General features: G+C 64.7%; 15 protein-coding genes and 1 pseudogene. 10 read left to right on the top strand and 6 right to left on the bottom strand.

Translation table 11 applies throughout. The features are described 5' to 3' along the window. Both BIS11_RS01825 and BIS11_RS01830 read left to right on the top strand, forming a co-directional pair. Positions 1 to 261: hypothetical protein (locus BIS11_RS01825; protein WP_253585686.1), on the top strand; the 261-nt coding region annotated here is incomplete at its 5' end. Between the two features lie 49 nt (positions 262 to 310). Continuing rightward, complete coding sequence (locus BIS11_RS01830) at positions 311 to 835, top strand: gamma carbonic anhydrase family protein (RefSeq protein WP_253422577.1); 525 nt, start codon at positions 311 to 313, stop codon at positions 833 to 835. Between the two features lie 81 nt (positions 836 to 916). Here the strand turns inward: BIS11_RS01830 and BIS11_RS01835 are convergent, their stop codons facing one another. Next, positions 917 to 2,611, bottom strand: coding sequence for an L-lactate permease (locus BIS11_RS01835; RefSeq protein WP_253422579.1), 1,695 nt, complete (start codon positions 2,609 to 2,611; stop codon positions 917 to 919). 352 nt (positions 2,612 to 2,963) lie between these two features. On the opposite strand from BIS11_RS01835, the gene BIS11_RS01840 reads away from it, so the two are divergent. Together BIS11_RS01840 and BIS11_RS01845 are read left to right on the top strand one after the other, a co-directional pair. Further along, positions 2,964 to 3,656 carry a glutathione S-transferase N-terminal domain-containing protein gene (locus tag BIS11_RS01840; protein WP_253422581.1) on the top strand — a complete coding sequence of 231 codons (693 nt, stop codon included), beginning with the start codon at positions 2,964 to 2,966 and terminating at the stop codon, positions 3,654 to 3,656. A 143-nt stretch (positions 3,657 to 3,799) separates the two neighbouring features. Continuing rightward, positions 3,800 to 4,156 (top strand): phasin family protein, encoded by a 357-nt coding sequence (locus BIS11_RS01845; protein WP_253422583.1) that lies wholly within the window; start codon positions 3,800 to 3,802, stop codon positions 4,154 to 4,156. Between the two features lie 54 nt (positions 4,157 to 4,210). Here the strand turns inward: BIS11_RS01845 and uraD are convergent, their stop codons facing one another. Beyond that, the gene (uraD, locus tag BIS11_RS01850; RefSeq protein WP_253585687.1) at positions 4,211 to 4,759 is read right to left on the bottom strand and encodes a 2-oxo-4-hydroxy-4-carboxy-5-ureidoimidazoline decarboxylase; all 549 of its coding nucleotides are present in this window, start codon (positions 4,757 to 4,759) and stop codon (positions 4,211 to 4,213) included. Positions 4,760 to 4,872: 113 nt separating this feature from the next. Between uraD and uraH the strand changes: the two genes are divergently transcribed. Next, positions 4,873 to 5,226, top strand: a complete 354-nt coding sequence (gene uraH, locus BIS11_RS01855; protein ID WP_253424457.1) for a hydroxyisourate hydrolase — start codon at positions 4,873 to 4,875, stop codon at positions 5,224 to 5,226. A 42-nt stretch (positions 5,227 to 5,268) separates the two neighbouring features. After that, the gene (locus BIS11_RS01860) at positions 5,269 to 5,985 is read left to right on the top strand and encodes a GntR family transcriptional regulator (protein WP_253424459.1); all 717 of its coding nucleotides are present in this window, start codon (positions 5,269 to 5,271) and stop codon (positions 5,983 to 5,985) included. A 50-nt stretch (positions 5,986 to 6,035) separates the two neighbouring features. Here the strand turns inward: BIS11_RS01860 and BIS11_RS01865 are convergent, their stop codons facing one another. From BIS11_RS01865 to BIS11_RS01875, 3 genes are all read right to left on the bottom strand, one after another. Beyond that, on the bottom strand, positions 6,036 to 7,511 hold the full coding sequence (locus tag BIS11_RS01865) for an NCS1 family nucleobase:cation symporter-1 (RefSeq protein WP_253424462.1): 1,476 nt from the start codon (positions 7,509 to 7,511) through the stop codon (positions 6,036 to 6,038). 74 nt (positions 7,512 to 7,585) lie between these two features. Next, positions 7,586 to 8,947 carry an NCS1 family transporter gene (locus BIS11_RS01870; protein ID WP_253424465.1) on the bottom strand — a complete coding sequence of 454 codons (1,362 nt, stop codon included), beginning with the start codon at positions 8,945 to 8,947 and terminating at the stop codon, positions 7,586 to 7,588. 154 nt (positions 8,948 to 9,101) lie between these two features. Beyond that, positions 9,102 to 9,857 carry an aspartate/glutamate racemase family protein gene (locus tag BIS11_RS01875; protein WP_367399083.1) on the bottom strand — a complete coding sequence of 252 codons (756 nt, stop codon included), beginning with the start codon at positions 9,855 to 9,857 and terminating at the stop codon, positions 9,102 to 9,104. Between the two features lie 261 nt (positions 9,858 to 10,118). Between BIS11_RS01875 and puuE the strand changes: the two are divergent. After that, positions 10,119 to 11,068: pseudogene (gene puuE / locus BIS11_RS01880) on the top strand (allantoinase PuuE). A 44-nt stretch (positions 11,069 to 11,112) separates the two neighbouring features. Continuing rightward, positions 11,113 to 11,985, top strand: coding sequence for a MurR/RpiR family transcriptional regulator (locus BIS11_RS01885; protein WP_253424471.1), 873 nt, complete (start codon positions 11,113 to 11,115; stop codon positions 11,983 to 11,985). Here BIS11_RS01885 and BIS11_RS01890 read toward each other — a convergent pair. Next, complete coding sequence (locus BIS11_RS01890; protein ID WP_253424474.1) at positions 11,982 to 13,421, bottom strand: YfcC family protein; 1,440 nt, start codon at positions 13,419 to 13,421, stop codon at positions 11,982 to 11,984. The two genes, BIS11_RS01885 and BIS11_RS01890, sit on opposite strands and share 4 nt — an antisense overlap. A 300-nt stretch (positions 13,422 to 13,721) precedes the next feature. On the opposite strand from BIS11_RS01890, the gene BIS11_RS01895 reads away from it, so the two are divergent. Both BIS11_RS01895 and BIS11_RS01900 read left to right on the top strand, forming a co-directional pair. Continuing rightward, positions 13,722 to 14,549 carry a bifunctional allantoicase/(S)-ureidoglycine aminohydrolase gene (locus BIS11_RS01895; protein ID WP_253585688.1) on the top strand — a complete coding sequence of 276 codons (828 nt, stop codon included), beginning with the start codon at positions 13,722 to 13,724 and terminating at the stop codon, positions 14,547 to 14,549. A gap of 18 nt (positions 14,550 to 14,567) precedes the next feature. Further along, on the top strand, positions 14,568 to 15,056 hold the full coding sequence (locus BIS11_RS01900; RefSeq protein WP_253426360.1) for an ureidoglycolate lyase: 489 nt from the start codon (positions 14,568 to 14,570) through the stop codon (positions 15,054 to 15,056). Positions 15,057 to 15,145 lie beyond the last annotated feature (89 nt).

The following is a 15,145-nucleotide window of genomic DNA, read 5'->3' on the forward strand; positions in this document are numbered from 1 at the left end:
GTGCTGGGCTGGATTCCCGGGCTCGAGGTGACGACCGTCGAATCCTCCTGCTGCGGCATGGCGGGAAGCTTCGGCTATGAGGCGGAGCACCACGACGCCTCGCTCAAGATGGCCGAGCTTGCCCTGCTGCCCGCGGTGCGCGAGGCCGAGGCCGATACCCTGGTGGTCGCCGACGGCACGAGCTGTCGTCATCAGATCCACGACGGGGCCGGGCGCGAGGCGCTTCACGTTGCCCGGGTGCTGGAACAGGCGTTAGCCTAGCGGTGGATACCCCAGAACAACAACGCAACATCTCTGACAGGAGGTTTTCGTGGCCATCTATCAATTTGGAGAGCACCGCCCGGCGATCGGCGATGACGTCTATATCGCCGAGACCGCCGACGTGATGGGGCGGGTCACCCTCAAGGCCCGCGCGAGCGTCTGGTATCGGGCGGTGCTGCGTGGCGATACCGAACACCTGGAAGTGGGCGAGGAGAGCAACATTCAAGACGGCGCCGTGCTGCACGCGGACCCGAGCTTTCCGCTCAAGATCGGCAAGGGCGTGACCGTCGGGCACCAGGCGATGCTGCACGGCTGCACGGTGGAGGATGGCTGCCTGATCGGGATTCAGGCGGTGGTGCTCAACGGCGCGGTGATCGGCGAGAACAGCCTGGTCGGCGCCTGCGCCTTCGTGAAGGAGGGCGCGGTGTTCCCGCCCAACTCCCTGATCGTCGGCTCCCCGGCGCGAGTGGTGAAGACCCTGCCCGAAGGCGCCATCGACGGGCTCAAGCTCAACGCCCAGAGCTACGTGGCCCGCGCCAGGGAGCACGCCCGCACCCTCAAGCGCCTGGACTGAGCCCGCTGCCCTCAACGAAAAACCACCCCGGTGGGGTGGTTTTGTAGTCATGCTTGGCTTGCGAGTTCAAACATCAGCGGATCATGGCACCAGCGGGTCCGTCACCCCCAGCACATAGAAGGCGATCAGCGCGATGATGCCGGTGGCGGTCAGGTAGTAGATCGTCGGCAGGATGGTGATACGAATGGTCGCGCCTTCACGCCCCAGAAGCCCGACCGTGGCCGAGGCCGCCACCACGTTGTGGATGGCGATCATGTTGCCCGCCGCCGCGCCCACGGCCTGAAGCGCGATCATCATCGCGGTGGAGATCCCGAGGGTCTGGGCGACGCTGAACTGAAACTCGGCCAGCATCAGGTTCGATACCGTGTTGGAGCCCGCGATGAAGGCGCCCAGCGCGCCGACCGCCGGTGCGAAGAACGGGTAGACGTCGCCCACGCCGTTGGCCACCGCCTGGGCCATCATCACCGGCATGGAGACGAGATCCGCCCCGTTGACGCCGGAGTTGATCAGGATACGCACCATCGGCACGGTGAAGATGAGCACGAATCCGGCACCGAAGATGGTCTTGGTGGATTCCGACACCGCCGCCTTCAGCTGGGCACCGTTCATCTTGTGCAGGAAGTAGGTGATCAATACCACCGCCAGGATGATGCCGCCGGGCAGGTAGAGCGGCTGAACGCCGCCGCTCACCCCGGTTTCCCCCAGGATGTTGGCCCAGTTGAGGTTGATCGAGGTCAGCGCGGCCTGGAGCGGCTCGAGGGTGCGCGAGGCGACCAGAAACAGCGCCAGCAGCACGTAGGGAATCCAGCCGCGCAGGGTGGACATCGGCGCCTTGCCCGCCACGTCCTCGAGCTTGATCTGCAGGTTGCCGATCCACTCGTCCGGCCAGGCGGTGGCCTCCGGGAAGTCCCAGGTGTCCTTGGGCAGCAGAAAGCCCTTGCGCGCTGCCGGGACCACGATGGCGAGTCCCACCATGGCGCCGATCATCGACGGGAATTCCGGGCCCAGCAGCACGCCCACCAGCATGTAGGGAATGACGAAGGCGAACCCGGTGAAGAGCGCGAAGGGCGTGATCGAGAGCCCCTCCTTCCAGGACTTGCTGGCCCCGAAGAAGCGCACCATCACGGTGACCAGGATCAAGGGCATCAGGATGCCGACGATGCCGTGGGTGATGGCCACTTCGCTGGTGATGGTCTGAAAGAACACGTCCCAGGTGGAGCCGGCGGCCTCGAGCTCTGCGGTGATGCCTGCCCGGTCCACCCCGGTGCCGACGCCGACGATGATCGGCGTGCCCACGGCGCCGAAGGAGACCGGCGTGGACTGGATCATCATGCCCACCACCACGGCGGCGAGCGCCGGGAAGCCGAGCGCCACCATCAAGGGAGCCGCCACCGCCGCCGGCGTGCCGAAGCCCGAGGCGCCCTCGATGAAGCAGCCGAACAGCCAGGCGACGATCAGCGCCTGCACCCGGCGATCCGGGCTGATGCCGGAAAAGCCGTTGCGGATCGCGGTGATGCCGCCGGAGTGCTTGAGGGTATTGAGCAGCAAGATCGCCCCGAAGATGATCCACAAAAGCCCCGCGGTCTGGATCAACCCCTGGATGGTGGAGGCCGCCACGCGGGTAAAGCTCATGTCCCACACCGTCAGGCCGATGATCGCGGCGGTCAGAAAGACGATCGGCATGGCGATCTTGGCGGGTATCTTGAAGCCGATCAGCAGAATGCCGGCCAGCAGCAGCGGCAGAAATGCCAGCAAGGCAAGTATCGTGTCACTCATGTAAACCGACCCCTTGTATTGTTAATTGGCTAATTTTTTTAACTGCTTAGGCCAGGCGATCCACCACCTGAGGCTATCGATAGCAACATACGACCCGCGCGCGCTCATGACCACTTTGGCAGAGGTGCCTGATCGTCCGTCAGAGCCTGGACGCGCTCGAACTTTGCCTTGCCTTCCGTTCAGGTCGCTGTTTTTCATGAGATTTGCACACGCGCCGCGATACCCCGCGAAAACCGCGCATTAGACTAATAGATAGCGCCAGGCGAAGGCCGACGCGCTCGCTGCACGGCTTGCGTGGCGCGGTCGCGCAGCGCATGCTGAAACGGTCGAATCATTACCCGGGAGTGAGTCCATGGATCGTATCGTGTATGACCTGTGCGGACGCGACGAGCGGCTGCGTTTTTCGCCTTACTGCTGGCGCGTGCACCTGTCGATGGCCCACAAGGGACTGGCCTATCGCACCGAGCCCTGGCGCTTTCAGCAGAAGGAGAAGCTTGCCTTCGCCGACCACGACAAGGTGCCGGTACTGGTGGATGGCGAGAAGGTGGTCACCGACAGCTTCGAGATCATGCGCTATCTCGACGCCACCTACCCCGAGGCGACGCTGCTGGGCGACGGGCTGGCCTGCCAGCGGGCGTTGTTGTTCAAGCTGTTCGTCGAGCGCAGTGTCAGCCCGGCCCTGCTGCGCATCGTGGTGATGGATCTGCTGGCGGCCATCCATCCCGATGATCGCGACTACTTCCGGCGCACCCGGGAGGCGGCGCTCGGAATGCGCCTAGAGGAGCTGCATGACCCGATTCAGGGGCGCGAGCAGCTCAAGAAGGCGCTGGTGCCGGTCAACGCGCTGCTCGAGCAGAGCCCCTTCCTCGACGGCCAGGCGCCCGCCGGCACCGATTACCTGCTGTTCGGAAGCTTCATGTGGGCCCACGTGGTTTCCCGGGAAGTGCTCGTCGACGACGCCACGCCGGTGGCGCGCTGGTTCGAAAAAATGCTGACCGTTCATGACGGTATGGCCGGGCGCGCGCCTACCGTGCGCGACGTGTAGGCATGGCGATGAAAAAGTGTCACGAAATTCATGTTGCACTGCACAAAATGCGCTGCTAGCTTACAGGGAGTCAAGGCAAACGCTTTGCTGTCGACCGCTGAGGCCAGTGCGTGTCGAATCGCTAACGACCAGGAGGTTATGTGATGGACAGGACCGCAGAGAACACCAAGCAGCAGTTTGAATCCGTTTTCGTCTCGCCCATGCGTTCGTACACGCTGGCCGCGCTCGACTACTACGAGCGTCTGCTGAGCGCCCAGATCGACGCCGCGCGTGCCTATTCCGACATGAGCATCGCCCAGGCGCGCACCTGGCTAGACGTCAAGGACGCCGAGAGCTTCAAGAAGGCGATGCAGACCCAGCAGAAGACTGCTTCTGATTTCATGGAGCGCATGAAGGGCGATTCCGAGAAAGTCACCTCGATCGGCCAGGACTTCATGCAGGACAGCCAGAAGATGGCCGAAGAGAACACCCAGAAGGCGGCTAACAATCTGAACAAGTAAGTTTCAGCGTCGTACCGTCGAGCCGCGCCCTCGGGCGCGGCTTTTTCGTGGGCGCTAGTCGCGCTCGCTCATCGCGATCAGCCGGAAGCGGGCGATGCGCACGATCTGTTCGATGGCGGTGACGCGCTCGATGGCCGGGGCATTGTCCAGGCGCGTCGCGAAGGCGTCGAGAATCGCGTGGCGATCGAGCCCCTTGACCGCGATCACGAAGGGAAAGCCGAACTTCTCACGATAGGCGTCGTTGAGCGCCTCGAAGCGCGCATACTCGTCTGGCGTGCATTGATCGAGCCCGGCGCCGGCCTGCTCGCTTCTGGACGACGCGGTCAGCTCCCCGGCAAGCGCTGCCTTGCCCGCCAGGTCCGGATGCGCGCGGATCACCGCCAACTGCTCCTCCGGGGCCGCCTCGCGCAGCGCCTGGCCCATCTTGTCCGCCAGTACCGACGGGTCGTCGTGAGTGGCATCCAGCCCCGACTCCCAGGCGTGGCGGGCGACCCAGGGCGAATGCTCGAAGACGTCGCCGTAATGGTCGAGAAACGCCTCGAGCCCGCACTGGCTGGGCCGCGGCGAGAGGCGGTGAGGGACGTTGCTTGAAGAAAGGGACACGGCGCATTCTCCTTAACCTGCGTCAACGGCATGGGCGTATACAATCGATGGTATCACCAGTACTCTTTGACCTATAGGTCAAACGACATCGAGCGCAACGCCAAGGAGACGCTATGGGATGGCTCACTACCCACGTACTGGACACGGCCAAGGGGCAGCCCGGCGAAGGCATCACCATCGAGGTCTTTCGGGTCTGTGCCGGCAAGCGCGAGCATCTGGGAAGCGTCGTCACCAACAGTGACGGTCGCTGCGACGAACCGGTGCTGCAGGGGGAGGACTTCACCCAGGGCGAGTACGAGCTGGTGTTTCACGCCGGCGACTACCTGCGTACCCACGGGGTCGAGGCCACGGAGCCACGATTTCTGGACGTGATTCCGCTGCGCTTCGGCGTGGCCGACGAAAGCCAGCACTATCACGTGCCGCTGCTGCTGTCGCCTTTCGGCTACTCCACCTATCGCGGCAGCTGAGCGGCGCGTCGGGCGGTGACGACAACCAGACAAGGAGCGGCAATGAGTGAGGAGCGAGCGGCCATCAAGCGCCGCGTGATGGAGCGCGACGGCGACGAGCGCCACGAATCGATCTACCGCGCGGTGAGCGATGCCATCGTGGAGCAGCGGCTCAAGCCCGGCGCGCGCCTGCGTGAGGATGCCCTGTCCGAGGTGTTCGGCATCAGCCGCACCGGGATTCGCAAGATTCTCCAGCGCCTGTCGCTGGAGCAGCTCGTCACGCTGACGCCTCGGCGCGGGGCCAGCGTCACCCGGCCCACGGCCGAGGAGGCCAAGGACGTGTTCGACGCCCGCCAGCTCATCGAGTGCGGGCTGATGAAGGACGTGGCGCGCCGGCTGACGCCCGACGACGTCCAGGCGCTGCGCGCCCTGGCCGCCGAGGAGCGCCAGGCGCTGCGCGGCGGTCGCCAGAGCGCGGCGATTCGCCTGTCGGCGGATTTTCACATCCATCTGGCCAGGCTTTCCGGCAATGCCGCGCTCACCGAGTTCGTCGAACGGCTCTGCTCGCGCTCCTCGCTGATCCTTGCGGTCTACGGCCATCGCGGCCACTTGGGCTGCGAGTCTCACGACCACGACGACCTGATCGGCTATCTGGAAGCCGGCAACGCCGAGCGCGCCACCGCTTTCATGAGCCGCCACCTGAAGGCCATCGAGGCGTCGCTGTCGATGGTGGAGGAAGAAGAGGACGCCCCGGACCTTCAGCAGATCTTCGGGCGCTGACGAAAAACGCCACCGGGGTCACCGGTGGCGTCTTGCCTACTCGTCCGATCCTAAACGCCCTGGTGGCTCATCGCCGGGGCCGCCTTGAACTCGCGCATCAGCGCGTAGTAGATCAGCCCGCCGAGCCCCGCGCCGATCAGCCAGCCGTAGCCGCCCAGCACGGCGAGCGCCGGTACCAGCACGGTGGCAAGCGAGAACAGCGCCGCGCCGGCGAAGGCCAGCAGCGCGCGCCGGTTCCAGCCTTTCACGTAGTAGTAGGCGCTGCCGGGCTTCGAGCAAAAGAGCTCCTCCATGTTCAGGTGCTGGCGCTTGATCAGGTAGTAATCCACCACGATGATGCCGTAGAAGGGCGCCACGATCGCGCCAAGGGCGTTGACGAAGCCCGGCACGCCGATCTGGCTGATCACGGAGACCCACAGCGCGCCGACGAAGAACGCGATGATGGCGGTGATCAAGCCGCCGGTCTTGAAGCTGATCTTGCTCGGGAACAGGTTCGCCAGGTCGTAGGCCGGGGGAATGAAGTTCGCCACCAGGTTGATGCCCACGGTGGCGGCGAAGAAGGTGAGTGCTGCGACGATGGTCAGCGGCAGCGAATCGACCCGCTCGACGATGTCCGCCGGGTTGGTCAGCGCCTCGCCGAACAGCACCAGGGTGCCGGCGGTGATGATCAGCGCGATGAAGGAGAAGAACGCCACGTTCAGCGGCAGGCCCAGCAGGTTGCCGAGCTTCATCTGGCGCTCGGTCTTCACGAAGCGGGTGAAGTCGCCGAAGTTGATCACCACCGCGGCGAAGTAGGCCACCATGGTGCCGACGATGGCGAAGAACGCCGCGACCGACCCCGTGCTCGCCTCACCGCTGCCGCTGAAGATCGATCCCACCGCCGGCAGCAGTTCGTCGCCCGCCTGGTACCAGACCACCCCCATCAGCACCACCATCACCACGTAGACCAGGGGCCCCGCCCAGTTGAGGAAGTGCTTGATGCGCTCGATGCCCTGCCAGAAGATCGCGATCTGGAACACCCAGACGATCACGAACGACACCCACGCCACCGGCGAAAGCCCGAGGAAGGAGGCGCCGCTGCCCGCGCCGACGAAGGCGGTGATCAGAAGCGCCACCGCGGTGGAGGCGAAGTAGGTCTGCACGCCGTACCAGAAGATGCCCACGATGGCGCGCAGCATGGCCGGAAGGTTGGCGCCGCGCACGCCGAGGCTCGCGCGCACCATCACCGGAAACGGAATGCCGTACTTCACGCTGGGCTTTCCGGTCAGGTTGACCAGGAACATGACGATCACCCCAGCCAGGATGATCGCCGCCATCACCGCCCAGCCGTTGAGCCCGTAGCTCAGAAACAGCGAGGCAGCGAGGGTATAGCCGAACAGGCTCTGGATGTCGTTGGACCAGACGTTGAAGATCTCGAAGGCGCCCCAGCTGCGCGCCTGTGGCTTGAGCGGGGCGAGGTCCTCGTTATAGAGACTTGGATCGATTCGTTGGATATCGAGCTCACTGACCGGTGGCTGCTCGTGCATTGTTGAATCCTTGCGTCTGAGGGAGTGATCGTGACGTTAAAAGGCCGCCCGAAGGCGGCAAGGGGAACGAGGGTTCACGAATTGAAGCGACGGCAGTGCGCCCAGTGGCGCATCAGCAGGTAGTAGGTAAGCCCCGCCGGCACGAGGCTTGCGTACCAGGAGATCGCCGAGAACGCCAGCGCCGCCACGATGCCCACCGCCATGGCGATCACCGCGGCCAGGTTGACGCCCTGGTACGGGCCCTGCGGGTCGTAGAGCTTACCGAGATCCAGCGTGCGGCGGCGAATCAGGTAGTAGTCCACCACCAGGATGGCGAAGATCGGCCCCAGAAACGCGGAGTAGGTCTGCACGAACAGCTGAAGCCCGGCGGCGGATTCCGGCTGTACCAGCTTCCAGGGGAAGGTGAGAAAGGCCAGCAGGCCGACCACGATGGTGGCGGTGGGAAAGCGCATCTTGAACACGTCCATCAGCACGTAGGTCGGCGGCACCACGTTGTTGAGCACGTTGGTGGTCACCTGGGCGAAGGCGATGAACAGGAGCGTGGTCATCAGAAGCGGGGTGTTGTCCACGGCGTTGGCGAACACCTGGATGGGGTCGGCGGTACCGGTCGCCTCGGACACCATGAAGCCGATCAGCCCCATGAACAGCGTGCAGGGCAGAATCGACATGGCGTAGATGGTGGTTAAGAGCCCGCCGCCGGTGCCCTGCTTGTGTTCGCGGGCGTAGTCGCTGACGTTGAGCATCATGGTGCTGTAGATGCCCAGAAACAGCATCGTCGCGCCCCAGAACGGCAGCCCCCAGGAGCCTTCCATGGTGAACAGGCTCGCCGAGAGCTCGTCGCCGTAGCGCTGCACGGTGGCGTAGAACATGTAGGTCAGTGAAAACAGGATGAAGGCGCTGCCGATGTTCTCCAGCCACTTGATGCCCTGGAAGCCGGTCACCGAGAGCGCGATCTGCAGAAGCTGGAAGGTGATGAAGTAGAACACCAGGTTATCGAAGCCAAAGAGAGTGGCCGACACCATGTTCAGCGCCCCCGCGCCGATCCAGCTCTGAAAGCCGTACCAGACGATCGCCGGCACCGCGCGCACGAGCCCGGGAATGCGCGTGCCGGTGAAGCCGAAGGCCGGGCGCGCCTGGACCATGAAGGGGATGCCGTACTTGTAGCCGGCGGCGCCGTTGATCGCCAGCGCCACGCCGATGATGAAACAGCCGATGGCGATGGCGAGCGTGGCCTGTATGAGGTTGAGCGTGCCGACCACGCTCGAGCCCATGGCGAAGGTGCCGATCGACACGCAGCCGCCGAACCAGGCCAGAAAGTAGGAGCCGCGCCCCATGATGCGCGTCTGCTGTGGCGCCAGGCTTTCATCGCCCAGCGCCTTGTTGCCGGAGTCGACCGGCGGGCTTGCGGCCTCTGTCGTCAGTCCAGAAGTGCTCATCGTACCGTCCTCGCAAGATTTATAGACGTTGTAGTTGTGCCCGGTGGTGCCGGGCGACGCTTGCGGCGTGGCGTGCTAACGGTGCTGTTCGAATATCGTTGTTATGGGTGTCGCGATGATCTCTCTGTTTTTGGCGGCCTCGTTATTGGCAGCCTCAGTGGCCCGGCGGCAGGCGAAGCTCGGAGAGCTCGGCGAACTTGCCGGTAAAGGGTTTCGGGCGCGGATAGTCCAGATCGCCGTGCTTGCTGGTCTGAAGGCCCAGCCCCACCAGCGACTCGGCGAGCTTGAGGGCTGCCCCCACGCCCTCCACCACCGGCAGGCCCACCTCGCGGCTGATCGCCTCGGTCAGGTTGGCCATGCCGCCACAGCCCAGCACGATGGCACCGATGCCGTCCTCGTCACGCGCCCGGCAGCACTCCGCGACGATACGCTTGAAGGCCGCATCCGGGTCGTGCTCGAGATCCAGCACCGGGATTTCCGCGGCGCGAATGCGCCGGCAGTGGTGGCGAAAGCCGTACTGCTCGAGCAGATGCTCGGCGATGATGCCGGTACGCCCCAGGGTAGTGACGATCGAGAAGCGCGTGCTGATCAAAGTGGCCAGATGAAAGCCCGCCTCGGCGATGCCGATCACTGGCGCTCGGGTCAACTCGCGGGCGGCCAGAAGCCCCGGGTCGCCGAAGCAGGCGACGATGTAGGCGTCGATGCCGCCTTCGCGCTCGCCCTTGAGCACCTCCTCGGCCACGCCGACGGCGCTCACCGCCTCGTCGAAGTGGCTCTCGATGGAGACCGGCCCGGCTTCTGGCTGGGTGGCGCTGATGCGCGTATCGGCACCGGCAAGCGCGCGGGCGGCCTGCTCGATCACCCGGGTCATCGACGCGGTGGTGTTGGGGTTGATGATGCGTATATGCACGGCAGGCGACTCGCGGTGGAAAAAAGTGATGTTTCTTGTATACAAAAATAGGGCGCTTTTTCGGGCGGTGCAACCCCTTTGGAATTGGACTATCGTGGTAGACGAAACGGTTTAGAGCATAAGCCTGAACGGCATATCGGCAGGCATGCGCAGCGCCCTGGGCGAGAATTCGAGCCCGTTGCCAGGCGGGTTGAGTATCGTATATTTTGTATACAGAAGTAAGTTTTCATTTGCTGCCTTCCACTATAACAAGGAGATGCCATGGCTTCCGGCAAAGAGCAGACCAGCCCGTTCTACCCGCGCGATCTGATCGGCTACGGCCCGACCCCGCCCCACGCCAACTGGCCGGGCAAGGCGAAGATCGCCGTGCAGTTCGTGCTCAACTACGAGGAGGGCGGCGAGAACTCTGTGCTTCACGGCGACCCCGGCTCCGAGCAGTTTCTCTCCGAGATCATCGGCGCGGCGAGCTACACCGACCGCCACCTCAGCATGGAGTCGATCTACGAGTACGGCTCCCGGGCCGGCGTCTGGCGCATCCTGCGCGAGTTCGAGCGCCGCGGTTTTCCGCTGACCGTGTTCGGCGTGGCCATGGCGCTGGAGCGCCATCCGGACATCGCCCGCGCCTTCAAGGAGCTGGGCCACGAGATCGCCTGCCACGGCTACCGCTGGATCCACTACCAGGAAATGCCGGAGCACATCGAGCGCGATCACCTGCAAAAGGCCATGGCGATCTTCGAGCGTCTCTACGGCGAGAAGCCCGCGGGCTGGTACACCGGCCGCGACAGCCCCAACACGCGGCGGCTGGTCGTCGAGGAGGGCGGCTTTCTCTACGACAGCGACTACTACGGCGACGACCTGCCGTTCTGGACCCGCGTGACCGACAGCCAAGGCAGCGAACACGACCACCTGATCGTGCCTTACACCCTCGACACCAACGACATGCGCTTCGCCTCGCCGCAAGGCTTCAATACCTCGGATCACTTCTTCAGCTACCTTCGCGATGCCTTTGATGTACTCTACGCGGAAGGGGAAGACGCGCCGAAGATGCTCTCCATCGGCATGCACTGCCGGTTGCTGGGTCGTCCGGGCCGGTTTCGCGCCCTGCAGCGCTTTCTCGATCACATCGAAGCTCACGACCGCGTCTGGGTGGCACGGCGCGTGGACATCGCCCGCCACTGGCCGAGCACCACCCGGCGCCCCGGCGCGCGTGAGCTGACCGACCGCCCAGCTCGACAGTCTAGCCCGACAGGATTTCATGACGCCTCATATAGGACAGCGCATCACCGCCCAGTTCGACGCGCTCAGCGCCCAGGAGCAGCGGGTGGCAAGCTTCATCCTCGATCACTTCGAGGACCTGGCCGTCTACAGCGCGGCGGATCTGGCCCGGCTGACCGGCGTGTCGAAATCCACCGTCAGCCGGCTGTTCAAGCGCCTGGGCTTCGAGAGCTTTCGCACGGTGAAGACCCACGCCCGCCAGCTTCGCAACCTGGGCGTACCGCTGGTGATCGACGAGAACGCGCTGCAGGAGAACGATGGCGTGGCGTTTCAGCGCCATCTTCTGCGCGAGCAGGAGAATCTGCGCCAGTGCCTCGCGGCGCTCTCGCCTCAACGCTTCTCCACCCTGGTGGAGCAGCTGGACAAGGCCCGGCGCGTGGTAGTGATCGGGTTTCGCAACAGCTACCCGCTGGCGCTGCACTGTCGCCAGCAGTTGATCCAGGCGCGTCCGGACGTACGCCTGGCGCCCCAGCCGAACCAGTCGCTCGCCGAGGAGATCGTCGACCTGCAGGCCGAGGACGTCGTGGTATTGTTCGGCTTTCGCCGCCGCCCCGCCGCCTTCGCCTCGCTGGTCGAGGCACTTGAGCGCTCATCGGCCAGGGTGGTGTTGATCGCCGATCCGACGGCGGTCGCTTTCGCCCCAAAGGCCACCTGGTTTCTGGAAACGCCGCTCGAGAGCCTCTCCGCCTTCGACAGCTACGCCACTGCCAACAGCCTGATCTGCCTGATCGCCAACGCCCTGCTTCACCAGCGTCTGGCGACAGGGCGCGCGCGCATCGACGCGATCGGCGATCACTACGGGGCGCTCGACGAGCTCGAATCCCTATCGGAGGAGGGCGCGGCGCACTTCTAGCCGGTCCACTGGGTCGCCTGGGCGAAGATCAGAAATGCCAGGGCGATTGCCACCCACACGCAGAACAGCGGGAAGAAGAACTTCACCCACTTCTGCCAGGGCACGCCGGCCAGCGCCAGGGTCGCCATGAAGTAGCCGGAGGTGGGGTAGAAGATGTTGCCGAGGCCGTCGCCGAGCTGGTAGGCCAGCACCGCCGTCTGGCGGGTCACGCCGAGCATGTCCGACAGTGGCGCCATCAGCGGCATGGTCACCAGCGCCTGACCGCTGCCCGAGGGCACGATGAAGTTGAACCCGAGCTGGGCGAAGAACATGCCGATCGCCGACAGCAGCGTCGGGAGCCCGCCCACCAGGTTGCCCAGCCCGAACACCAGGGTGTCCATGATCTGGCCCTCCTCGAGCATCACCGCGACCCCGCGGGCGATGCCGGCGATCATCGCGCCCACCAGCACGTCGCGAAAACCCTGGTTGAAGCCCGCGCAGATCTCGTCGGTATCGAGCCCGGCGATGAGTCCCACGGCGATGCCCATGACGATGAACAGCCCCGCCATCTCCATCATGAACCAGCCTTGGTAGAGCACGCCGTACACCAGCAAGGCGAAGAAGGCGAAGGTGGCCAGCGCGGCGAGCCTCTGGCGCGGGCTGGCGGACAGTGCCGGGCGCTGACTTTCGTGACGATAGAGCGCGCGCTTGTCGTTCTCCGCCGGGTCCCGGGCCATCAGGCTTGCCGCCTCGTCTGCCTGAACGCGGCGGGCGTAGCGCATCACGAAGGCGATCGCCACGACCAGTAAGACGACGAAGGCGAGGATGCGAAGCCCGTAGCCGGAGTAGAGCGGCAGCGCCGAGAGCTGCTGGCCAAGCCCCGTGTTGATCGGGTTGAGCACCCCCGTGGTGAAGCCGACGGTGGTGGCGCACAGGGCGACGGCGGCGGCGGTGACCGAATCGAAGCGCAGCGCGATCATTAGCGGCAGGATCACCGGCACGTACACCAGCGCAAGCTCCTGGGTACCGATGATGGTGGCGATCACCGCGAACACGGTCATCAGCACCGGAATGGTCAATATGCCCCGACCCGCGAAGCGCCGGGTCAGCTTGTCGACGCCGATCTCGATGATGCCGGTACGGCGCAGCACCATGAACATGCCGCCGATCATGAAGGTGAAGAAGACCACTTCGCCAGCGCTCATCAAGCCGTTGGGAATCGCCAGCATGAAGTCGGTCAAGCCCACCGGGGTGGGGTCGATCTGCTGGTAGGAGGTCGGGTCGATGGTGATGCGTCCGGCAGGACCCGGTACCCGGTCGAATTCGCCGGCGGGCACGAAATGCGTGGCGATCGCCGCCAGGGCGATGAAGACGAACAGCACCACGTAGATATCGGGAATGCGGCACCAGCTCTTCTTCTTGGGGGCCGCGGGGCGGGGAGCGTCAAGGTGATCCATGGGGGCCTCTTGCAGGTGGGCCGCTCGGGGCAGCCTCTATTGTGTCGTTAAGGTTCAATGCCGTTGTTTTTTTACATTGATGATCGTTCTTTCACGTCGGCAATCGTTCTGTTCGACGGCGCTGATGCTGGAAAACGCCGCCGGGGGTTGAAACGAAAGTTGTCATCGACGTTACTATTGGGAGAAATGTTTCACAAGCGTTTTGGCGGAAGGCGCTTCAAAGCGCCGGCCGAATCTTGTATACACGAAGAGCGTTCTCACTTTCGACGCTCCCTACTCTGACTCTCCACAAGGCCAACAATGTCTACCTCCTACTATGCCCCGCAGGGCGGTCATCCGCCGCAGACCCAGCTCACCGCCGACCGCGCCGTGTTCACCGACGCCTTCGCGCTGATTCCCAAGGGCGTGATGCGCGACATCGTCACAAGCCAACTGCCGTTCTGGCAGGGCACCCGCGCCTGGGTGCTGGCGCGCCCGCTCTCGGGGTTCGCCGAGACGTTCTCCCAGTACATCATGGAAGTGCAGCCCGGCGGCGGCAGCGACAAGCCGGAACCCGAGGCGGAGGCCGAGGCCGTGCTGTTCGTGGTCGAGGGCGAGCTGACCCTGACCCTCGACGGCGTGCGTCACGTCATGGCGCCGGGCGGCTACGCCTTCATACCGCCGGGCGCCGAGTGGCGGGCGCGCAACGATTCCCAGACGCCGGTGCGCTTTCACTGGATCCGCAAGGCGTACGAGTTCGTCGACGGGCTCGAAGTGCCGGAAGCCTTCGTCACCAACGAGCAGGCGATCGCGCCCTCCGAGATGCCGGGCACCGAGGGGCGCTGGTCGACCACCCGCTTCGTCGACCCCATGGACGTGCGCCACGACATGCACGTCACCATCGTCAACTTCCTGCCCGGCGGCGTGATTCCCTTCGATGAGACCCACGTGATGGAGCACGGCCTCTACGTGCTGGAAGGCAAGGCGGTGTACCACTTGAACCAGCAGTGGATCGAGGTGGAAGCGGGGGATTTCATGTGGCTGCGCGCCTTCTGCCCCCAGGCCTGCTACGCCGGCGGTCCAGGGCCGTTTCGCTACCTGCTCTACAAGGACGTAAACCGCCACGCCAAGCTCAAGCTGTTTCGCTGATCGCTAGAGGAAAATGCCATGCTGACACTGACCGTCGAACCGCTCACCGCCGAGGCCTTCGCGCCCTTCGGCGAGGTGATCGATGCGCGCGTATCCTCGTCGTTTCCCATCAACGCCGGGCGCACCCAGCGTCATCACGACCTGGCACGGGTGGAAACTTATGGCGAGAACGCCCATACCCTGATCAACATCTTCGTCAGCCAGCCGGTGACGCTGCCGCTCGCGCTGACCTTTCTGGAGCGCCACCCCCAGGGCAGCCAGGCCTTCATGCCGCTGCACGGCGAGCGCTTCATCGTGGTGGTGGCCCCCAAGGGCGAGACGATCGAGCCGGGGGCGGTACGCGCCTTCGTGACCGACGGTCGCCAGGGAGTGAACTACGCCGCCGGCACCTGGCACGCCATCAACTCGGTGCTGGAGCGCGAGGGCGAGTTCCTGGTCGTCGACCGGGGCGGGGAGGGCGACAACTGCGACGAGTACCCGCTCGACATCGAAGTGCGGCTCGCATGAGCCGGCCTCGACGCTGCGTCACACTCTTTTGCCCGGCTTTTTGCTAAGCTAGGCGCGACCGACCCGTCCACCACCGATCAGGATGCCCA

Source organism: Halomonas sp. 707D4, from assembly GCF_024158685.1.
Classification (GTDB): Bacteria; Pseudomonadota; Gammaproteobacteria; order Pseudomonadales; family Halomonadaceae; genus Vreelandella.